This is a genomic window from Koromonas soli (assembly GCF_059726265.1).
Genome location: NZ_AP040872.1, coordinates 1,094,631 through 1,115,586 on the forward strand (window position 1 = coordinate 1,094,631; position 20,956 = coordinate 1,115,586).

The 20,956-nt window shown below is 59.5% G+C and carries 20 protein-coding genes; 12 read left to right on the forward strand and 8 right to left on the reverse strand.

Translation table 11 applies throughout. The annotated features are described in order from the left end of the window. The first annotated feature begins 11 nt into the window (after nt 1-11). The 4 genes from AC6IY8_RS04765 (at nt 12) to AC6IY8_RS04780 (ending at nt 3,782) form a co-directional block, all read left to right on the forward strand. Complete coding sequence (locus tag AC6IY8_RS04765; protein WP_497777560.1) at nt 12-788, forward strand: ubiquinone/menaquinone biosynthesis methyltransferase; 777 nt, start codon at nt 12-14, stop codon at nt 786-788. A 120-nt stretch (nt 789-908) separates the two neighbouring features. Next, nucleotides 909-2,339, forward strand: coding sequence for a cation-efflux pump (locus tag AC6IY8_RS04770; protein WP_497777561.1), 1,431 nt, complete (start codon nt 909-911; stop codon nt 2,337-2,339). An 18-nt stretch (nt 2,340-2,357) separates the two neighbouring features. Continuing rightward, nucleotides 2,358-2,768, forward strand: a complete 411-nt coding sequence (locus AC6IY8_RS04775; RefSeq protein ID WP_497777562.1) for an OsmC family protein — start codon at nt 2,358-2,360, stop codon at nt 2,766-2,768. Further along, entirely contained in the window at nt 2,769-3,782 is a 1,014-nt protein-coding gene (locus AC6IY8_RS04780; protein ID WP_497777563.1) for a DMT family transporter, read from the forward strand. 3 nt (nt 3,783-3,785) lie between these two features. Here the strand turns inward: AC6IY8_RS04780 and AC6IY8_RS04785 are convergent, their stop codons facing one another. From AC6IY8_RS04785 to ygfZ, 4 genes are read right to left on the reverse strand one after another with little or no spacing between them, the layout of a single operon-like run. Then, entirely contained in the window at nt 3,786-4,742 is a 957-nt protein-coding gene (locus AC6IY8_RS04785; protein WP_497777564.1) for a bifunctional riboflavin kinase/FAD synthetase, read from the reverse strand. Beyond that, a complete protein-coding gene (locus AC6IY8_RS04790) occupies nt 4,739-5,536 on the reverse strand; it encodes an MBL fold metallo-hydrolase (RefSeq protein ID WP_497777565.1) in 798 nt (265 codons plus the stop codon). Before AC6IY8_RS04790 ends, AC6IY8_RS04785 begins: the two co-directional genes overlap by 4 nt. Then, nucleotides 5,533-6,114 carry a DUF1844 domain-containing protein gene (locus tag AC6IY8_RS04795; RefSeq protein WP_497777566.1) on the reverse strand — a complete coding sequence of 194 codons (582 nt, stop codon included), beginning with the start codon at nt 6,112-6,114 and terminating at the stop codon, nt 5,533-5,535. Before AC6IY8_RS04795 ends, AC6IY8_RS04790 begins: the two co-directional genes overlap by 4 nt. Before the next feature lie 33 nt (nt 6,115-6,147). Next, a complete protein-coding gene (gene ygfZ, locus AC6IY8_RS04800; RefSeq protein WP_497777567.1) occupies nt 6,148-7,200 on the reverse strand; it encodes a CAF17-like 4Fe-4S cluster assembly/insertion protein YgfZ in 1,053 nt (350 codons plus the stop codon). Nucleotides 7,201-7,529: 329 nt separating this feature from the next. On the opposite strand from ygfZ, the gene AC6IY8_RS04805 reads away from it, so the two are divergent. From AC6IY8_RS04805 to AC6IY8_RS04835, 7 genes are all read left to right on the forward strand, one after another. Continuing rightward, nucleotides 7,530-7,760 carry a hypothetical protein gene (locus tag AC6IY8_RS04805; protein WP_497777568.1) on the forward strand — a complete coding sequence of 77 codons (231 nt, stop codon included), beginning with the start codon at nt 7,530-7,532 and terminating at the stop codon, nt 7,758-7,760. Between the two features lie 101 nt (nt 7,761-7,861). After that, nucleotides 7,862-9,310: a hypothetical protein gene (locus tag AC6IY8_RS04810; protein ID WP_497777569.1), complete on the forward strand. Its 1,449-nt coding sequence runs from the start codon at nt 7,862-7,864 to the stop codon at nt 9,308-9,310. Nucleotides 9,311-9,381: 71 nt separating this feature from the next. Then, entirely contained in the window at nt 9,382-10,260 is an 879-nt protein-coding gene (gene mtnP / locus AC6IY8_RS04815; RefSeq protein ID WP_497777570.1) for an S-methyl-5'-thioadenosine phosphorylase, read from the forward strand. 1 nt (nt 10,261) lies between these two features. After that, nucleotides 10,262-11,170, forward strand: a complete 909-nt coding sequence (locus AC6IY8_RS04820; RefSeq protein ID WP_497777571.1) for a PfkB family carbohydrate kinase — start codon at nt 10,262-10,264, stop codon at nt 11,168-11,170. 131 nt (nt 11,171-11,301) lie between these two features. Further along, on the forward strand, nt 11,302-12,969 hold the full coding sequence (locus tag AC6IY8_RS04825) for a glycosyltransferase family protein (RefSeq protein ID WP_497777572.1): 1,668 nt from the start codon (nt 11,302-11,304) through the stop codon (nt 12,967-12,969). 145 nt (nt 12,970-13,114) lie between these two features. Continuing rightward, nucleotides 13,115-14,464 (forward strand): ammonium transporter, encoded by a 1,350-nt coding sequence (locus AC6IY8_RS04830; protein ID WP_497778604.1) that lies wholly within the window; start codon nt 13,115-13,117, stop codon nt 14,462-14,464. Nucleotides 14,465-14,518: 54 nt separating this feature from the next. Next, nucleotides 14,519-14,857 (forward strand): P-II family nitrogen regulator, encoded by a 339-nt coding sequence (locus tag AC6IY8_RS04835; protein WP_497777573.1) that lies wholly within the window; start codon nt 14,519-14,521, stop codon nt 14,855-14,857. Between the two features lie 76 nt (nt 14,858-14,933). Here the strand turns inward: AC6IY8_RS04835 and AC6IY8_RS04840 are convergent, their stop codons facing one another. The 4 genes from AC6IY8_RS04840 to AC6IY8_RS04855 form a co-directional block, all read right to left on the reverse strand. Further along, nucleotides 14,934-16,400: a DEAD/DEAH box helicase gene (locus AC6IY8_RS04840; protein WP_497777574.1), complete on the reverse strand. Its 1,467-nt coding sequence runs from the start codon at nt 16,398-16,400 to the stop codon at nt 14,934-14,936. A gap of 241 nt (nt 16,401-16,641) precedes the next feature. After that, nucleotides 16,642-17,937 (reverse strand): UDP-N-acetylglucosamine 1-carboxyvinyltransferase, encoded by a 1,296-nt coding sequence (gene murA, locus AC6IY8_RS04845; protein WP_497777575.1) that lies wholly within the window; start codon nt 17,935-17,937, stop codon nt 16,642-16,644. Nucleotides 17,938-18,014: 77 nt separating this feature from the next. Further along, nucleotides 18,015-19,133, reverse strand: a complete 1,119-nt coding sequence (locus AC6IY8_RS04850) for a serine hydrolase domain-containing protein (RefSeq protein WP_497778605.1) — start codon at nt 19,131-19,133, stop codon at nt 18,015-18,017. Continuing rightward, nucleotides 19,133-19,738 carry a hydrolase gene (locus AC6IY8_RS04855; RefSeq protein ID WP_497777576.1) on the reverse strand — a complete coding sequence of 202 codons (606 nt, stop codon included), beginning with the start codon at nt 19,736-19,738 and terminating at the stop codon, nt 19,133-19,135. The genes AC6IY8_RS04850 and AC6IY8_RS04855 overlap by 1 nt, the downstream gene beginning before the upstream one ends. A gap of 72 nt (nt 19,739-19,810) precedes the next feature. Between AC6IY8_RS04855 and AC6IY8_RS04860 the strand changes: the two genes are divergently transcribed. Beyond that, the gene (locus AC6IY8_RS04860; protein WP_497777577.1) at nt 19,811-20,869 is read left to right on the forward strand and encodes a YncE family protein; all 1,059 of its coding nucleotides are present in this window, start codon (nt 19,811-19,813) and stop codon (nt 20,867-20,869) included. Nucleotides 20,870-20,956 lie beyond the last annotated feature (87 nt).

Sequence of the window (20,956 nt, forward strand, 5' to 3'; positions counted from 1 at the left end):
GGAATCAACCAATGGATAAGTTGAAATCGGCGCCGACCACCGAACAAGCGCCCAGCACACCCGGCGCGCGCGTCACTCCCGCACAGGACCAGAGCTCTGCAGCTCATGCCGTGCGCCAGATGTTCTCGGCCATAGCTCCGCGCTACGACCTGCTCAATCACGTTCTCTCTTTCAGTGTCGATCGTTACTGGTGGTGGCGTACCGCCCGCCGTTTCCGTCACATCCTGCGACTTCAGGACGCTGCAGTTCTCGATCTCTGCTGCGGCACTGGCGACATGACCTTCGCGCTCTATCGTCAGGCTGGTCCCTCCGGAGCTTCGCTCGTAGGAGCGGACTTTGCTCACCCCATGCTCTGCCGCGCTATCCAGAAGAGTGCTGGGCGCTCCATCCAATGGGTAGAAGCCGATGCACTTCAAATGCCTTTTGCTGATGGCCGATTCAATCTCGTGACCTCGGCCTTTGGCTTCCGCAATCTCGCCAACTATGACTCCGGGCTGCGCGAAATTTACCGTGTGCTCGCCGCCAATGGTGAGATCGCGATTCTCGATTTCGGAGAGCCCAAGGGGCTCCTCGGAAGGCTCTATCGCTTTTACTTCCGCCGAGTTCTCCCTGCCATCGGCTCCATCCTCTCCGGAACGCGCGGCCCCTACGCCTACCTGCCCGCCAGCGTAGCGCGGTTCCCGCAGCCTCCAGAGATGCTGGCTCGCATGAAGGCCGCTGGATTCCGCGAAGTCAACTACACGCCCTACACTTTCGGAGTCGCTGGCGTGTATTGGGGGCGAAAATAGTCACGCACCCTGGCAGGGAAGCCGCTCTTCCCAAACTGGCTCTCACTCATCCAAGGCTGCGCAACTTAGCAGCCGCAACCACGCCTGCCCTTGGCAGCGCTGTGCCCTCACGATAAGCTCATGGAGATGGTTTCTGCAGCGATCAATCCGGAGCTGATGCGCACTGAAAAGCAGCGCGTGGCGCGCAACAGTGTCTTGGTAGCCATCGTCATCACCGGCTTCAAGTTCGTTGTAGGCTTTTTCACCGGAAGCCTCGGCATCATCTCTGAAGCGCTGCATTCCTCGCTCGATCTCGTCGCCGCAATCGTTACTCTGTTCTCCGTGCGCGTCAGTGACAAGCCTGCCGACGCCGATCATCAATACGGCCACGGCAAGGTCGAGAACTTCTCTGCCTTCATCGAGACAGGTTTGCTTCTCGGCACTTGCGTGTGGATCGTCTGGGAGGCCGTCCACCGCCTCTTTTTCCGCAGCGTCGAAATCGAACCCACCATCTGGGCCGTCGTCGTCATGGGCCTGTCCATCGTGCTCGACTACGGACGCTCACGCGCTCTCAAACGTGTTGCCGACAAATACTCCAGCCAGGCACTTCAGGCCGACGCCCTGCATTTCGCCACCGATATCTGGTCGAGTTCCGTTGTCATCGCCGGTCTCGCCTTTGTATGGGCCGGACGTCACTATCACCTGCCGTGGTTGCAGAAAGCCGATCCCATCTCCGCTCTAGGCGTTGCCGCAATTGTCGTCTGGGTCAGTTGGCGTCTTGCTCGCGAAACCCTCGACGCCCTGCTCGATGCCGCGCCCTCGGGTGTGCGCAATGAAATCATCGGCCAGGTTCGCAATGTTCCCGGTGTGCTCGGAGTCGAGCGCGTGCGCATCCGCAAGGCAGGCAGCCGCTATTTTGCCGATGTCGCCGTCGGACTCGCTCGCAATGTGACCTTCCAGGCCTCGGATGCCGTAGTCTCGCAGGTGCGACAGCGCATCCACACCTTGCTTGGCGATTCTGACGTGCTGGTCAACGCCGTGCCGCGTGAAGTAATCACCGAGAGCACCTTCGATCGTATCCGTGCCGCCGCTCTCCGCAACAATCTAATGGTGCACGACATTAGCGTGCAGGATCTCGATGGCGACATTCACGTCGAGCTGCACGTCGAACTCGACGAAAACATGTCGCTCATTGCCGCGCACGACCGCGTCACCGCCCTCGAGTCAGACATCCGCGCGCACGTGCCCGAGATTACCTCGATCCTTACGCACATCGAGAGCGAGCCCGCGACTATCGAGACCAGCGACGAAATCGTGCAGGACCGCGCGCTGGAGAACAAGCTCAAGGCCATCGCAGCCACATTTCCTGATGTTGTCGATATCCACGAGATCATCTTCAAGCGCGTGCGCGAACACATCTTTCTCTCTTGTCACGTGACCATGAAAGACGATCTTCCCTTGTCACAAGTGCACGATATTCAAACCGCCTTGGAGATCAAGTTCAAGCTCGAAGCGCCGCAACTTTTCCGCGTGCTCATCCATCCCGAGCCGCAGACCGACAACCGGCGCTAAGTTGATAGGAGTAAGTCTATGCATGCCCGCGTAACCTGGATTGCCGCAAACCAGACGGAAGATCGCTACCTCGGCGTTGCCACCAGCGGGCACGCCGTCGTCGTCGATGCCAGCCAACTCAAGCAGGGAAGCAGCCCCATGGAACTTGTCCTCATCGGACTCTGCGGCTGCACTGCCAGCGACGTGCGCACCATTCTCCATAAGAAGCGTGAGACATTCACGTTGCTTGAGGTGCGTGCCACCGCCGAGCGTGCCGTCGATCCTCCCAGTGTGTTTACCGAGATCAAACTGCTCTACCGCGTCAGCTCCAGCGTCAATCGCAAAGCGATGGAGGACGCAGTCAACTTGTCCAAGGAAAAATACTGCTCCGTCTCGCAGATGCTGCAGAAGACCGCCACCATCACGTCAGAGATCGAGTATGTTGATTAGATGACCCAGAGTCTCCGCCGCGCATCATCCGGCGTCAAATCGTCTCTTGCGGGCTACCTCTACATCGGCGGAGCCACGCTTTTCTGGGCCATCTCCGCCACTCTCGGACGCGCCGTTTTCACCGGGCGCCTTCATCTCTTCGGTGCTGTTGTTCCCACCGTGCCTCCGCTCATGCTTGCCCAGAGCCGCACCACCTTCGCTGCTTGCGTGCTGTTTCCATTGCTCCTGATCGCTCGCGGCACCGCAGCGTTGCGCATGCAGAAATCAGAAATTCGGGACTGCGCCATCGTCGGCATTCTCGGCATCGCCGGATCGAACTACTTCTACTATCTCTCCATCCAGCGCACAAGCGTGGCCACGGCCATCATCCTTCAGTATCTCGCTCCGGTGTTTGTCCTCTGCTGGATGCTCTTTCGCAAGCTTCAGCCGCCTACCTTGCCGCGCATCGGCGGAGTTCTTGTTGCTGTCATCGGTTCCATTCTCGCCATCGGAGTGGTCAGCCACTCATCGCAATTTCCATGGCTTGCAATTCGTCCGGGGCAAATGCGCTTTGACCTCATCGGCGTCATCGCCGCGCTCATCGCCGCCGTCTCATTCGCCTTCTATAACGTCTTCGGACGTCACCTCGTCGAGCAGCATGATCGCTGGACTGTCCTTGCCTGGGCGCTTGCCGGAGCCGCCGCCGGCTGGATCTTCATCAATCCTCCCTCGCGCATCCTTGCCGCCCACTACACGCGCCCGCAGTGGACGTTCATGGCCCTGTTCTCCATCACATCCATCCTCATTCCGTTCTCGCTGTACTTCGCCGGGTTGCATCATCTCGATGCCACTCGCGCCATCGTTACCAGCTGCCTTGAGCCTGTCTTCTCCATCCTCATTGCCGCTCTCGCCCTGGGAGAACTCGTCGGCCATATTCAAATCGCCGGAATCCTTTTCGTCCTCGCCTCCACCATCCTCGTTCAGCTCCAAACAGAAAAGGGCGGCCAAGTGCCGCCCTTCGATCCCGTGGAGTGACGCTTACACCTTCGTCTTCCTCAACGCCTCTCGCAGTCGAAAGTACTTCTGCGCCCGCTTCACATCCTTTCCAATCTGCTCCTTGAGCGCCTCCGGATTCGGAAATTTTCTTTCCGCTCTCAGCCTGTACAAGAAGCTCAACCGGATCGGCGTCTCGTTCGAGAGATCGATGGGATGGAAGTTCAGAATGTAGCTTTCGATCGCAAATGAATCCGCCCCAAACGTCGGACGATTTCCCACATTCGTAACCGACTGGAAATATTCGCCATTGATCAGCATCTCCGTGACATAAACCCCAATCGCCGGAGTCAGCTCATCGTAGTGTGACAGGTTCACCGTAGGAACGGCGTACTTCGTCCCGTACCCACGCCCTCGTCCCGGTGTCGAATCGATGCTGAACACGCGCCCCAGCAGATGTCGTGCCGCCTTCACTTCGCCGCCAAGCAACAGCGCGCGCACGTTGCTGCTCGAAACCACGAACTCGCCCCACATCATCGGCTCGTGCATCACCACCGCGAAGCCCAGCTTTTCGCCGTACTCCTTCAGTCGTTCCACATCTGCTTCCGCCTTGTGTCCAAAGCGGAAGTTGAAGCCCTCATGCACCTCGACAGCATCGAGTTTGTTCGACAGTATTTCTTCGGCAAACTCAAACGCTGGCATCACCGAGAGGTCACGGGTGAAGGGAACCACCACCACCGTATCTACCCCCGACTCCTCCAGCAGCTCCATCTTTCGCTTCATCGGCGTAATCAGCGGAGGCCCCGCGTGCGGACGTAGAATTCGCGAGGGGTGAGGGTCAAACGTCACCAATACCGCGCGCGCTTTCAGCTCCTTGGCACGCCTGCAAATCGAGTCAATCAATTGGCGATGTCCGGAGTGAATGCCATCGAAGTTCCCGACCGTCACCACCGACGGCCCAAAATTCTGCGGAATCTCTTCGAGTGACTCGTAGATGGTCACAGCTCGCTCTCCAAGTCGATCTCAATGCGCAAGCCGTCGTATGCCAGCCGTACTTCTGGCGGCAGAGTATCGTTTGTCGCCTGATGCGGCAGGCTGTGGCTGATGTGTGTGAAGAATGTCTGCGCTGCCCCGATCTGCTCAGCCACTTTCAGCGAGTTTGCCACCGTCGAGTGTGTCGGATGCGGCTCATGCCGTAGCGCGTCCAGAAACACCACATCCACGCCTTGCAGCATGCGAATGGAGTTCTCCGGCACCGTGCTGAAATCCGTCAGATACGCAAACCGTCCGATCCTGTACCCGATAATCTCGTTCTCATCGCCGTGCATCACCGGCACGGGAATCACGTTCACTCCCAGCAACTCGAAGGGCTGGCTGATTTCCCTCAGCTCCACCTTTGCGAGCCCGCCATACTTGTAGTTGTCGTCGAAGACGTACTTGAACACCGACTGCAGGATGCGCGAAGTCTCCGGGGTCGCATACAGCGGAAGCCTACCCCCGCCGGTCACGCGCGGATACGTCAGCGGCCTCAAGTCGTCGAGCCCCAGAATGTGGTCAGCGTGCCCATGCGTGTATAGCACCGCATCCAGCCGGTCGATTCCTTCGCGCACCGCCTGCTCGCGGAAATCCGGGCCGCTGTCGATCATAATGCGGTGGCCCTCCCACTCAATCATCACCGAGGGCCTTGTCCTGCGATCCCGGGGATCGTCCGACCGGCACACCGCGCAGTCGCAACCAATCGTGGGCACGCCCATCGAAGTGGCGCTGCCCAGCACTGTCACCGTGCCTTTCTTCACTTCCGCGGAGCCCCCGGTGCGCCCGGCGCTTTCGTCATCGCCTCGCGCTGAATCATATTCACGATTTCCATGTACGTCATGCGAAGCTGGAACACCGTATTCTGCAGAATCGCCTGCTCCTGCTCCGTCAAATTGCCCTTGGTCTTTTCTTCCAGCACGCTGATCAGGTCAATCATCTGCCGCAATCCCACAATATCCACGCGACGTTCTGTGCCCGTGTCCATGGCTCCGGCGTACATCATCGCCGTCTGCACCAGCATGTCCAGCAGATGAATGAACTCCATCTTCTGCCCGCCGAACGCGCTGCGCTCTTTTTCGGCGTTGTAACCCGTCTCGCCCAGCGGCCCCGGCGCAGTCGCCTGTTTCGCGTCCATCTTCTGCTCTGGCTGTTTCGGCTCAGGCTTGGCTGCTTCCGCCTTTGGAGCCTCCGGCGCGGGTTTCTCCGGCGCGGGCGTGCTTGCTACCGTGGCAGTTGGAGCCTCACTCGCCTCAGCCTGCGCTTCAGGGCGAGGCTCGCCATCGAAGTTGAATTTTCTGCGGTCTGTAACTACAAAATCCGGCTTCTTCTCTTTTTCCATCTCTCTTTTCTCACCCAACAGAAATTGAACTCGCTAGAACTGAATCGGCAACGCCGTGAATCTCACAACCGCTTCGCCTGCCTTCAACTCGGAATCCTGCGCAGCAGCTTCCTGTCTCATAAATCCCAATGCCACCGTGCGTGCCACGCCATCTACCACAATCTCCGCGCTACTCGTAATCTCGCCCAGTTCCTTCTCGCCGGCCATCACCTTGGTTCCGCGTTCCGAAGCCTTGCCGTCCACGATCAAGCCCGAGAACTTCCGATGCACGTTGCCGCGAGAATGAATCCGCTCTACGATCTCCTGCCCAATGTAGCAGCCCTTCGCATGATGCAGCGCGTAGTTCTGTCCGGTCTCCTGGGCCAGCTCCCGCTGTCCAATATCGACCCCGATCCTAGGGAGCCCCAGCAGGATCCTTTGCCAGTCCAGTGCCTCTGCTCCCACCGGCACCGCTCCTGCCTTCACCAGCGCGTTCCAGAATGCCTCAAGATTATCCGCCGCCAGCCAGAGCTCGTACCAGTCGCGCACCGCCACCGGATCGCGCACAACCGAGTAGCTCATCCCCTGCCAGCTTCCATCCACAATCTTCCCTGGCTTCGCCGCTCCCGCCTCGATGCCCAACGTCGCGAGCACCTCGAGCGCCTTCGGCCCCGCCACGCCAATCGAGGTCAGCCCGCCGCTGATGTCTCCCAGCTCCACGTCATCCATGATGATGTAGTGGTCCAGGAACTCGCGGATCGCGGGAATCTGCGCCGCCTCGCTCTCCAGCACATAAAAGTCTCCGCGCTGAAAAGCCATCAGGTCGCCCTGAATCCTACCCTGTGCGTTCAGCAGGAAGCTGTAGTTCCCAAAATCCTGGGGCAGATCCCGGGTGTTATTCGTGACCATCCCATTCAGCCAGCGCACGCGATCCTCGCCGCGCACCACCAGCTTGCCTCGCCAGCTCAGGTCAAAAACGCCGCATCCATGCCGCAGCGCCTCCAGTTCCTCAGCCGCCGAACTGAACCGCAACACTGTCTCGGCCCCGGCATAGTTGCCCAGCACCGCCTGCACTCCGAATTTTTCCATCAGGGAAGTAGAAGACATAGGTTTCGTAAGCCAGTCGAACCACCGATTATATCCAACGCCGTCGCTTTATGTTTTCCGTGCGCATCCAGCCGGATTCACGCGATCCGTGCGGATATGTACACTGCACTCATGAACATCGGGGCAATTCGTGCAGCCGCTGCGATTCTCTTTCTTCTGGCGTTTTCTCCTTTCGCTCACTCCATAGAGGATGCCGAGTTCGTCCGGAAAGCCGTCGAGCGAAGCGCGCTCAACCGCCCCGGCATCAAACCTTTTCACCTCAAAGCTGTATTGGCTCCCAGTTCCGAACGCAACAAAGACTCCGGGCGCACCGGAGAAGTTGAGATCTGGTGGCAATCGCCCCACTCGCTGGCAACTTGCGCGGACTCGAGACCCTGCGCTCGAACTTTGAAGAGTTCCGTGGAGTGCAGGTGGCACGCGCGATCAAGCTCCTGCACGACAATTCGGTCGGCCTGATCCTCCGCGTGACAGAACTCGTGCCTGCGGAATCAGTGAACCCGGAACAATTCGAGTTGCCGGGCCATGTCTGGAATCGAGCATTTACCAGCGAAGTTCGCTAGCGTTGTCCCTATTCGGATTCCGTCCGCAGTCGCCGCATCAGGCGTGCTGCGAGTGCATACTGGTGGTATCTTTTCAGCGCAGCGCCTCTCCAAGGACGTGCATGGCATCGACTCGAAAACTGTTCCGGCTACTTGCTCTTCTCCTCTCGCTCGCCATGCTCGCCTCTGCGCAGCAGCCTCCAGCGCCCGCTCCCGAACAGCCACCCGCGCCTGCGACAGCCACCGAACCCGAGCACCACATCTCCGAAGCCGAAGCCAAAGAGCTTTTCCGCTCCATCGACGACCTGCTCAAGTTCGCTTCCGACCGCACCGGCCTCCCCATTCGCCACCCCGTAAAAAAGAAGCTTGCCACTCGCGATGAGGTCGCCAAATACGTCGGGCAGCGCATGAAAGATCAGGGAGATGGCGAGCGCTTCGACCGTTCCTCCATCGCCCTAAAAAAACTCGGCTTACTCCCGCACGATTTCAATCTTCGCGAATACATGCTTGGCCTCTACAAGGAACAAGTCGAGGGATGGTACGACTCTCACAGCAAAACCGTGTACCTTCTCGACTGGGTCGCCCCCGATCTTCAAAAGCCCGTCATGGCTCACGAACTTGTTCACGCCCTGCAGGATCAGAACTACGACCTTGAGAAGTGGTTGAACGTTCGTAAGGACTCCAAGAACGAAACCGAGCAGATGGTCATCGATGAGCAGCGCACCGCCCGCCAGTCCATCGTCGAGGGGCAAGCCATGATCGTGCTCTTCGACTACCAGCTCACGCCCGTCGGCCAAACAGTGGAAAGCGCCCCCGACCTCGTCGATTCCATGCGCGCCTCCATTGCCGACGAAGATTCCACCCCGATGTACAACAAGGCGCCCGTCTATCTGCGCGAAGCCATGCTCTTTCCCTACACGTTCGGTATGGATTTCGTCCGCTCCATCCTCATCAAGCGAGGCAAAGACGCTGCCTTCGCCGGAGTGCTTGCCGAACCGCCACTAGATACTCGACAGATCATGGAGCCCGCCACCTATCTCAATCACGAGCCACAGGTGCAGTTCGAGGTCGTGCCCTTGGAAAAGGCGCTCGGCCCCGGCTGGCGTCGCGAAGACTTCTCCGGCATCGGCCAGGTCGATCTCCGCGTCATCCTTCGCCAATGGGCAGGGAAGGAAGTCGCCTCGAAACTATCGTCTAGCTGGCGCGGTGGCTACTACATGACACTAGGCAACAAGAAAGCTCCCAAGGATGCACCCATCCCTCTGGCGCTGGTCCTCAACTTCTCTACCCCCGACGCTGCCAATAACTTCGCGGCCATCTACCAGGCCGCGCTCTCGCAGCGATACAAATCCGTGCACCCCGGTACTCCGCGCCAGTGGAATACCGAAGAGGGAACCATGCGCCTTTACATCGACGGAGCCACTGCCATCGCGCTCGAATCCTTCACCGCCGAGGAGTGCTCCAAGATTCACGATGCGCTCAAGCCCGCCATCCGCAAGCCGTTCGACATCGTGCCCACTCCTGTTGCGCCGGAAGCTTCCGTGCCTACCGCCGCTGCTCCTGCCTTATAGTCCACGCTCTCCCATTCAGTTCGGTATAATCAGCTTTTCCGCTCACTTATTTGCACGCGCAGGAGATTGAATTGGCACAGGCAGAGATCGGCATTATCGGCGGCAGCGGCCTTTATTCCATGAAGGGCCTCACCGACATTCACGAAGTAAAACTCGAAACTCCCTTCGGCTCGCCGTCGGACCCCTATGTCCTCGGCACGCTAGCCGGACGCAAGGTTGCCTTTCTCGCCCGCCACGGACGCGGCCATCGGATCCTTCCCACCGAGTTGAACTTCCGCGCCAACATTCACGGATTCAAGCAGCTTGGCGTCGAGCGCATTCTCTCCGTCTCCGCCGTTGGCTCGCTTCGCGAAGAGCACAAGCCCACCGACTTTGTCATCCCCGACCAGTTCTATGACCGCACCAAGCAGCGCGTATCCACCTTCTTCGGCGAAGGCCTCGTGGCACACATTGCTTTCGGCGATCCCATCTGCCACGAGCTGGCCGCAACCGTTGCCAAGGCCGGAGCCGCCGCCGGAGTTGTCACCAAGAGTGGTGGCACCTACGTCTGCATGGAAGGCCCGCAGTTCTCCACCAAGGCTGAGAGCAACGCCTATCGGGCCATGGGTTTCGACCTCATCGGCATGACCAACCTGCAGGAAGCCAAACTCGCCCGCGAAGCAGAGATCTGCTACGTCACCATCGCCATGGTCACCGACTATGACTGCTGGCATCCCGGACACGACTCTGTCACCGTCGAGCAGGTTGTTGCCGTGCTCAACAAGAATGCCGAGAACGCCGCCGAAGTCGTCCGTCAGGCCATTGCTATTCTTCCCGCCAATCGCGGCTGCAAATGCGGACAGGCCCTTGCTACAGCCATTATGACGGCCCCTGACGCCATCCCCGCCTCCACCCGCGCCAAGCTCGATCTGCTCGTAGGTAAATACCTCAGCGCAAAGGCGGGTGCATAACTTGTCGATCCTCGTTGTAGGCTCCGTTGCCTTTGATACCCTGAAGACCCCGTTCGGCGAACGCACCAAGATTCTCGGCGGCGCCGCCACATATTTTTCTCTTTCTGCGAGCTTCTTTACCAAGGTGCGCGTCGTCGGCGTCGTCGGCGAAGACTTCACCCCCGAGCACGAGTCAGTCCTCACCCAGCGTGGCATCGACACCCGCGGCATCGAGCACGCGACAGGGAAGACCTTCCACTGGGGCGGCGAGTACGGCGAAAACGTCAACGAAGCGAAGACGAACTTCACCGACCTCAACGTCTTCGAGAATTTCAACCCGAAAATTCCCGCCGAATACGACGACTCTGATTACCTTTTCCTCGCCAATATTCAGCCCGAGTTGCAACTCGATGTGCGCCGCAAAATGCCGCGTGTCGCCCTGGTCGGCGGCGACACCATGAATCTCTGGATCAACATCAAGCGTTCCGAGCTTCTCGAAACGTTGAAGGAGGTCGATATTCTCCTCATCAACGATGGCGAAGCCAAAATGCTGTCCAACGAAACGAGCCTCGTCCTCGCCGCCAAGAAGATCCTCACCATGGGACCGCGTTCGTTGGTCATTAAGCACGGCGAATACGGCGCGACGATCTTCTTTGGCGACGGCTCGTATCCCTTCCGCGCCCCGGCCTTGCCGATCGCCGAGGTCAAGGACCCAACCGGCGCCGGAGACACGTTCGCCGGAGGCTTCATGGGCTACATCGCATCGCAGCCCAAGCTCACCCCCGGAGTCCTCAAGCGCGCCATGTTCTATGGCAGCGTCATGGGCTCGTTCACGGTGGAGTGCTTCGGCCCCGAGCGTCTGCTATCGCTCACGCACGCCGAAATCGAAGAGCGGTTCAAACTCTTCCGCAACCTCACTCACCTCGACTAAGAGTGAACGGGTTATCCCAAATGCCCGGTGGCCCACATATGCCTTCTTTTGGCATATGTGGGGAGCCGAAATGTTCCGTCCTAGAGCTGTTGCACTTATTCTTCTTTTGACCAATGAACGAGGAACGACCAATGAGAGCACGTCAGCAACGAGTACGAGGAGATCTTGCCCTCGTCTCCGCCTTGGCTGCTTTGCTCTCCTTCGTGGCCTTCGCCTGGTTCTACCGCCGCGGAGACATCCTGCTCTACGGCGATGCTGTCGCCCACCTCAACATTGCCCGCCGCATCATTGACTCGCGCAACGCCGGATGGGATCAGATCGGCACCGTCTGGCTCCCCTTGCCGCACCTTCTCGTCGCTCCCTTCGTAGCCAACGATCAGCTCTGGATTACCGGAGTCGGCGGTTCCATCCCATCGATGTTTGCCTACGTCCTCGGCGTCGTCGGAATTTTTCGCCTCATCCGTGCCCGTGCCAATGTCGCAGCCGCCTCGGTCGCGACCGCTATATACGCTTTCAATCCGTCGCTGCTCTACATGCAATCGACGGCCATGACCGAATCCATCTTCCTCGCCGCTATCATCTGGGCGCTGGTTTACTTCGATGAATTCCTCCGCGGCCTCTCGCCCGATTCTCCCGGTGAGCCTCCCATGCTCCCCGCCTGGAGAGCCATCGAGCGATGCGCCATGTGCCTCGCGGCCGCCATTTTCACCCGCTACGACGGATGGATCATCGCCTTTCTCTTCGGCCTTTGTGCAGTCGGCGCCGCGCTGCGCTGGCATGGCCGCCGCCCATCTCAGCCCGAAGTCAAACGTCTTGTGCGCTCGATGTGTTCGTTTCTGCTTCTGCTTGCGCTGTGTCCCACGCTGTGGCTTGCGCACAATTACAAGACCACCGGACATCCGCTCGACTGGTTCAACGGCCCCTACTCGGCCAAAGCCATCGAGAAGCGCTCGACTCCCAAAGGCGACCCGCCCTACCCCGGCAAAGACCACATGATCGTCGCCGCCCAGTATTTCCTGAAGGCTGCGCGCATGAACGTCGGAGAAGGTGCCCGCAAGAATTGGCTCATTCTCCTCGCCACCGCCGGAATGCTCGCCGCTGCCTTTCATCTACGCCGTTTTGCGCCGCTCTTCCTGCTCTGGATTCCGTTGCCGTTCTATGCCTATTCAGTCGCTTACGGCAGCGTGCCCATCTTCGTCCCCGAATGGTGGCCTTTCTCCTATTACAACGTGCGCTACGGCCTCGAACTTCTTCCCGCCATTGCCGTTTTCGTAGGCGCACTGGCATGGGCTGCCTCGCGCCTTAGGCGCCCCAGGATTACCGTGGCGACCACCTTTGCCCTACTCGCTGCGACGTTTCTGTCCTTCAGTTCCTCTGCCTGGTGCTTCTCCCGCCGTTCTCAGGACCGAAACTGGGGACGCAAGTGGATGATTCCCATCTGCTATCGCGAAGCCTACGCCAACAGCCGCAGCCGCCAGCAGCTTGAGATTCAGGTTGCGCAAGCCCTCATGGTCGTCCCTCCCAATGCGAGCCTCCTCATGTACACCAGCGACTACATCGGAGCCGTCCAGCGTGCGGGCATCCACCTCGACCGCATCATCTCCGAGTCCACCTTCATGGTGTGGGACGCGGCCCGTAGCGCGCCCTTCGCCACCGCGGACTACATCATCGCCATCGACGGCGATCCTGTGGCCGAGGCCGTGCGCGTCAACCCGCGCGGACTCACCAAGCTCATGATCATCCACACCTTGGGCAAGCCGACCGTGACCATCTACCGCAGCCTGCGGTCTCGTTTATAGGGTCGATAGATTTTATTTGTAAGCCAATCAGAGCAGAACAAGGTTAAATAGACCAAATCCAGCTTTGGAGTAACTGGTGATCCGATCCCTGGGGCCTTCCCCCCAACTACTTCGCCGCCTATGCCTAGGTGTGTGTCTGCTTCTCCTGTTCTGCTGCGCAATTGGCGCCAGCGCCCAACCTACCTCACAACCGACCCTTGCCGACCTCCAGCGCCAGATTGCCGAAGCCCGCAGCAACGCCGACAACGCCTGGATGCTGGTCAGCTCTGCTCTCGTGCTCATGATGACCGGCCCCGGCCTCGCACTTTTCTACGGTGGACTCGTCCGGCGCAAAAACGTGCTTTCGACCTTCATGCACAGCTTCGCCATGATGGCCGTCGTCACCGTCGTCTGGGGAGTCGTCGGCTTCAGCCTCGCCTTCGGCGCCGGCAATAGCTTTATCGGAAACTTTCATCACCTGTTCCTCAACGGAGTCGGAGCTGCTCCCGATCCTGACTATGCGGCCACCATCCCACTCCAGACCTTCATGGTCTATCAGTTGATGTTTGCCATCATCACTCCGGCCCTCATCTCCGGAGCCTTCGCCGAGCGCATGAAGTTCAGCGGCATGCTCGTGTTTCTCACTCTCTGGTCGCTGGTCATTTACACCCCCATGGCTCACATGGTTTGGGGCAAGGGAGGTCTGCTCAACGCCACACTCGGCGGACGCTTCCCCTGCCTCGACTTCGCCGGAGGCACCGTCGTGCACGTCACCTCGGGAGTCTCGGCGCTCGTCTGCGCCCTCTATCTTGGCAAGCGCAAGAATTATCCCGCCGAAGCCGTTCCGCCCCATAGCGTTGTTCTTTCATTCATCGGAGCCTGCATGCTCTGGGTAGGCTGGTTCGGATTCAACGCCGGTAGTGCGCTCTCTGCCGGAAGTCTCGCCACCTCGGCCTTCGTCACCACGCATTTCGCCGCCGCCGCTGCCGCTCTTGGCTGGCTCGCCATCGAGTGGATTCGCGAAGGTCATCCCAGTGCTCTCGGTGCCATCTCCGGAGCCGTTGCCGGACTCGTCGCCATTACTCCCGCAGCCGGATTCGTCAGCCCAATGTCTGCATTCATCATCGGATTCATCGCCGGCCCCGTCTGCTATCTCATGGTGGCCAAGGTGAAGACCTTCTTCCGCTACGATGACTCGCTCGACGCCTTCGGCGTTCACGGAGCCGGTGGCACCCTCGGCGCCATCCTCACCGGCGTGTTCGCGTCTCACTACGTCAATCCGATGTTCAAGGATGCGCAGGGAAACGTATTAGGCTCCGGACTGTTCGACGGCAACGCCCACCAGCTTATCAACCAGTTCGTGGGCATCGTCATCGCCTGGATTCTCGCCGCCGCTGGCACCTGGGTACTGCTCAAAATCGTCGATCTTACGGTAGGATTACGTGTCAACGATGAACACGAGGTTCAGGGTCTGGATCTCACGCAACATGGCCAGGAAGGTTACGCTGTCGATTAATTGCGCTGCGCAGGGGCCGTCATCGGCCTCATGCGCCCAAAGAAACGGAATCATATGACGAAACTCGAAGCAGTCATTCAACCCGCCAAACTCGACGCAGTAAAAGAGGCGCTCATCGCCATTGGAATCGATGGACTCACCGTGCTCGAAGCTCGCGGCCACGGCCGTCAGAAGGGCCACACCGAGTTCTATCGCGGCCGCGAATACTCTGTGGACCTGCTCCCCAAAGTGAAGCTCGAAATCGTTCTCAGCGATGATCGTGTGGACGAAGTTGTCAGAGCGATCGTCCACGCCGCTCAAACCGGCAAGATTGGTGATGGCAAGATATTCCTCACCCGCATCGACGAAGCCATCCGCATCCGCAACGAAGAGCGCGGAAACGACGCACTCTAGCGCGCAACGAAATGCCCCACATCTGCCTTTAACGGATGTGGGGCTGTTCTTTCCGGCTTATGCACCGGTTCACACCTTACCAGCGCTTATCTTTTGAGCGCGCCGCGCCTTCGCGCTTCCTGCCTTTTTCCGCCCCGCCCTGTTTCTTCCCGAACTTCTTCTTGAACCCAAATTTCTTCTTTCCCGGCACAAAGCTCTTACTCTTCGGCCGAGCCTGGCTCTTATACGGCCCAGGATCTTCCAGCACTTCCGGTGCGGGGAGTGCTTCACGTCGCATGCGGACAAGAACCGCCGCCACCTGTTCGGCGCTCAACTCCTCCAGCAACACCTTGCCAGCGGCCAAATCTTCCTCTGCCGGAGCCTCTGCCACGGACACAATCTCGCGTACCAGGTTCGCCTGATCCCGCGCCCGGATCGCCTTCGCCGAGGGTGCCGCCGACCACGTTGCTTTGATCTTCGCCGAGCCAAACAGACGCTCTGCCGCTCCCCGGTGCTGAGCCGTCACAATCGTCACGGAGATTCCTTTGCGCCCCGCGCGTCCCGTGCGTCCGCTTCTGTGCAGCAGGATTTCCTTGTTCTGCGGCAGCTCGGCATGGATCACCAATCCCAGGTCTGGCATGTCCAACCCACGCGCCGCCACATCCGTCGCCACGCAAACTCTCGCCCGACCATCCCGCAGAGCTTGCAGCGCGGTTGTGCGTTCAAATTGCGTCAGCTCTCCCGACAGCGCAACCGCCAAAAACCCTCTTTCCCTCAAACTCGCGTGCAAGTGCCGCACCGCGTCGCGGGTCGAGCAAAACACCAGTGCACCCGGTGCGTCGATGTAGCGCAGCGAATTCACCACCGCATGTTCCATATCGCGCGGAGCAATCACGTATGCGCGATGTTCAATATCCGCATGCGGCTCATTCTCCGATGACAGCGCCATCCGCAATGCATCGCGCTGATACGCCCGCGCCAGTCCCAGGATTGACTTCGGCAGAGTCGCCGAAAACAGCAACGTGCGCCGTTCCGTCGGCGTCGCCTTCAGCAGCAGTTCCAGCTCTTCGCGGAACCCGAAATCCAGCATTTCGTCTGCTTCGTCCAGCACCACCACACGCACATCCGACAACTTCAGAAATCCGCGTTCCAGATGATCAGCCAGCCGTCCCGGAGTACCGACAATCACATGCGGTCCCGTGCCCAGCGCCTTCTGTTCGCGGCGGATATCCATGCCGCCCACACAGGCAATCACGCGTGCGCCCGCCTCGCCCAGCAGCCACCCCAATTCCTTCTGAACCTGCAGCGCCAACTCGCGCGTAGGAGCCACGATCAGCGCCAGCGGACGCTTCGCGCGATCAAATCTCTCCGCCTCGCCGAGCAGCGTTTCCGCCATCGATAAACCGTAAGCCACGGTCTTACCCGAGCCTGTCTGCGCCGACACCAGCAGGTCGCGTCCGGCCGTTTCCGGACGCATCACGGCCTGTTGTACCGGTGTTGGTTCTGTGTAATGTCGTGCTGTGAGTGCTCGCAGCAAACTGGGGTGAGCTTTAGAAAAGGGCATACATCCAGTATAGGTGACTATTCAGTTTCTACGCTGTTTCGCAGCCTGGACCTTTCGCAATACGCAATGAAAATGCCCCAAACCTGCTGTTCTCAGCAGTTGTGGGGCATTTGTCTCGTCTGTCTTTTGGCTCTCATCCTGAGCGCAGCGAAGGATGAGAGCCGTATCTCAAATCTCCGCTGCCGCTCCAAGTTCCTATCGCAATCTCACCGGCTGGACTGTGCCGCTGCAGATGGAATACCTATACGCCGACACGCTTCGGCAAGAATTCTCCAATACGTTTCACCTGCGCTCCCACTCCGCGCAGTTTTTCTTCGATGCGCTCATACCCGCGGTCCAGATGATACACACGGTCGATGATCGTTTCGTCCTGCGCCACCAGCGCCGCCAGCACCAGCGAAGCCGAGGCCCGCAAATCGCTCGCCTGCACCGCCGCGCCACTTAGTACGCTCTTTCCTCGCACCACTGCGCGCCGGCCTTCAATCTTTATATTCGCCCCCATGCGGCTCAACTCCTGCGCATGCATGTAGCGATTCTCAAAAATGTTTTCCGTGATGATCGACGTTCCTTCCGCCTGCGTCACCAGCGCCATGTATTGCGCCTGCACGTCCGTCGGGAAGCCCGGATACTCCTCAGTCGAAATATCCGCGCCCTTCAGCGGAGCCGCATCTCCCATCACCCGCACGCATCCATCGCCGAGTTTCACCTTGATGCCAACTTCTTCCAGCTTGTTCAGCAGGGAAGTGAGGTGTTCCGGCTCGCAATCTGTGATCATCAGATCGCCACCCGTCAGCGCCCCGGCAATGATGTACGTCGCCGCCTCGATCCGGTCGGGAATAATCTTGTGCCGCGTGCCGCCAAGCTTTTCTACGCCCTTGATGCGGATCGTCGAAGTTCCCGCGCCTTCGATCCTCGCTCCCATTTTCGCCAGCAGATTCGCCAAGTCCACCACTTCCGGCTCGCGGGCGCAATTCTCGAGCACCGTCTCGCCTTCCGCCAGCACTGCCGCCATCAGGATGTCTTCCGTCCCCGTCACAGTGATTTTGTCGAAGGCATAGTGCGCGCCCTTCAGCTTTTCCGCACGCGCTTCTATATATCCATGCTCCGTTACGATCTTCGCGCCGAGCTTCTCCAGCCCCTTGATGTGCAGATCGATCGGACGTGCTCCAATCGCGCATCCGCCCGGTATCGAAACCCTCGCAAAACCCACTCTCGCCACCAGCGGCCCGAGCACCAGCGACGACGCCCGCATGGTCTTCACCAGCTCATAGCTGGCCTCTGGATTCTTGCTCAACCGTTCCGCGCAGATCGTCGTCCGATGCTGCGCGCGCCCATATCCCAGCTCCACTTCGGCGCCCATCGCAGCCAGCAGCCGCCGTTCGGTTTCAATATCGCGAACCTGCGGGATGTTGTCGAGAATCACCGGTTCATCGGTGAGAAGTGCCGCCGCCATGGCTGGCAGCGCGGCGTTTTTTGCGCCACTGATTCGGATCGTACCTAGCAGCGGATTTCCGCCGCGAATGACTAGCTTGTCCATGTGAAGAAATAAGCCTTTATGAATGCTGCTCTTCTATGATTCTACACACCGCAGTTTCACGCCATCCGGTGCAACCCTCATTCCGTTTCTAGTGCTTCTACGATTGCGTCGTGAACCGCAGGGCGAACCTCCCTAATAGCCTGATTTCTTCCATCCGGCCACGTCCTGTTCGTCAGCAGCGTTACTGAAAGGCCCCGCGCCGGATCGCACCACAGCGACGTCCCCGTGTATCCCAGGTGCCCAAACGCGCGCGCCGAAAACCGTGTTCCCGACGACGAGGGCTGCGAAGGCGTGTCCCATCCCAGTGCTCGCGACGTTCCTTCCGGCCTCGCCTCACGCCGGGTGAACAACGCCACCGTCTCCGGCCTGAAAATCGGCTTACCTCCGCTCAGCATGCAGTGCGCAAACCTCGCCACCGACAACGCATCCCCAAACAGTCCCGCATGCCCTGCCACTCCGCCCATGGCCCAGGCATTCTCATCATTCACCTCGCCGTGCACCACGCGCCCGCGAAACTCCATGTCATTGATTGTTGGCGGAACGTTAGAACTTAGTTCCTGCTGCGAGCCAAACCTCAAGTTCAACTTCAATACTCCAAACACCTCTACCGCGCAGAACTCGTCCAGAGTTTTCCCCGCCATCCGCTCCAGTAATTCGCCCAGGACGATGAATCCGATGTCGCTGTACTCCGCCCGGCTCAGCGGCTCCGCCTCCAGCGGAACCCTCATCGCTGACCGAACCATTCCCTCGCGCCCCGCATGCCACAGATACAGCTTCCTGTGCGCCGGAAACCCCGCCGAATGCGCCAGCAGCATTCTCACCGTAATCCCATCCCGCCGCCCGTCTGCGTCCGCGAATTCCGGCAGAACCTCGACCACCCGTGTATCCAGTCTCAGCTTCCCGCGCTCATACAGCAGCATCGCCATCGCGGTTGTCGCCAGCACCTTCGTCAGCGATGCCAGATCCCACATGGTCTCCCGCGTAACTGGCTCGGCGCCGGGATCGTAGGTAAATCGCCCAAATCCGCGCCACGCCACCAGCTTCGGGCCCGCGGTCACCGCCAGCGCCGCTCCCGGAAACGCCCTCTCCGCCACCGCCTTGTCGATCACCGAAAACGCCCGCGCGAACCGCCGCTCCTGGCCCGCCGTCGCGTCCACCAGCACCGGACTGTCGCTCGCTGTTGTTCTGTCGATCATCACTTGATGTACTGCAGCATTTCCTTGAACTGTGCCGTTCCGCTCTTCCTCAGCAGCTCATACATCATCATCTCCGTCGAGGAAATCACGCATCCCGCCGACTCCATCCGTTCCAGCCCCACGCGCCAGTTCCAGTCCGTGCGCGAGCCCACCGCGTCGGACGCCACATGCACCATGTACCCCGCCTCCAGCGCCCCCAGCGCCGTCTGCGCCACACAAATGTGGCTCTCAATTCCGCACAGCAACATCGTCGTGCGATGTTCTGCGGTGTCATGCAAGCTGCTGCGGAACTGATCTGCTCCAAAGCAGCCAAACTCCATCTTGTCGATCGTCTCCGAGTCCTTAACAAGCTCCGCGATCTCCGGAACCGTGCGCCCCAGCCCTTTGCAATACTGCGTAGTCACCAGCGTCGGGATCTCCAGGATCGTCGCCACCCTTATCAGCATTCGCGAATTCCGCAAAATCTCTTCGCGGTTCTGGATTGCAGGCAGCAGTTTTTCCTGAATATCGATCACCACCAGCGTGCATTGGCTTGCATCCAGCGTCCGCCGGGCAATAGGTTCCGTAGTCAATCCAGCCAGTCCGGGAAGGGAAGAGGGATTCATCGCAAACTCCTGTCGTTAATCACGACCTGTACGAACACCTAAGCCTACGCTAATGCCTGCACGCTGTTCCAGATGGGAACGAAATTCCATCTGAATACTGTCTGGGCAGCAGTCCACACCTACACTGCATCCATAACAGTTGTGAGCCTGTCCTATTTCGCCTGCCTAGTTCGCCAACTTTGCTTCGTGATGGTCGCCCCCTTACTCGTAACCGCCGTCACTCCGCCCGCGCTCAAGCAGATTGCCGTGCTCGACATTCCCGGCCGCCCCGGCTTCGATGAAATCGCGCTCGTCCACGGCATGATCCTCGTCTCCCACGGAGGCGCCGGAACTGTCGATCTCTTCGATCCGCAGAAGCGCCGCATCGTCGGACACGTCCGCGACATGTCTTCGCCCCGTGGCGTCGCCTATGACGAGCAGCAGCACCTGGTTTACATCGCCAACTCCGGAGCGCGCAACATCGTTGTCATTTCCACCGATGACTGGCAGGTCAAGCGCACCATCCCAGTCGAGTTTGCACCCGACTCGCTCCATCTTCTGCCCGCCGAACACGTCCTTTACGTCACGTTTCCGGACGCGCAATCCATCGTTGCCCTCGACCTCACTTCCAACGCGCAGCCCGTCACCTCCGTCAAGGTCGATGGCCGCCCCAACACATTCACCTTCGATCCATCGCGCCACCAGCTTTTCCTCACTCTTCAGGATCGACGCAGCGTCCTCGTTCTCAGCCGCTCGCTCAAGACAGTCGGCCGCTTCGAACTCAACGCCTCCGAACCCACCGGCATCGTCTTTAGCGCGAAGCATGATCGCCTCTACGTCGCGGTCCGCTACGCCGTCCTTGCCCTCGACCCCAACACCGGACAGGAAGTTTCCCGCTCCGCCGTCGCCGGAGGCATCGACCAGTTAACGCTAGACGAGCCGACCAGTTCGCTCCTCGGCGTTTCCAACGGTTCTGTCTTCATCCTTTCCGTCTCCGCCACTGTCGGCCCGGCTAGCGAAATGCCGCTCGACGTCAAGGGCCACACCTTCGCCTACGACTCCGCCACCGGCTACCTCTACGTCCCCGGAGGCCGCGAAGGCCGCTCCAAACTCTTGGTCCTCAAGCGGCTCACCCCCCGCTCCCCCTCATAGCAATTGGCCGCATGCCAATTCTTGCCTTTGCTTTGCTTTTTGCCTTTGGTTTTGCTTTTGTTCTTAGGTTTCATCCTGAACGAAGCA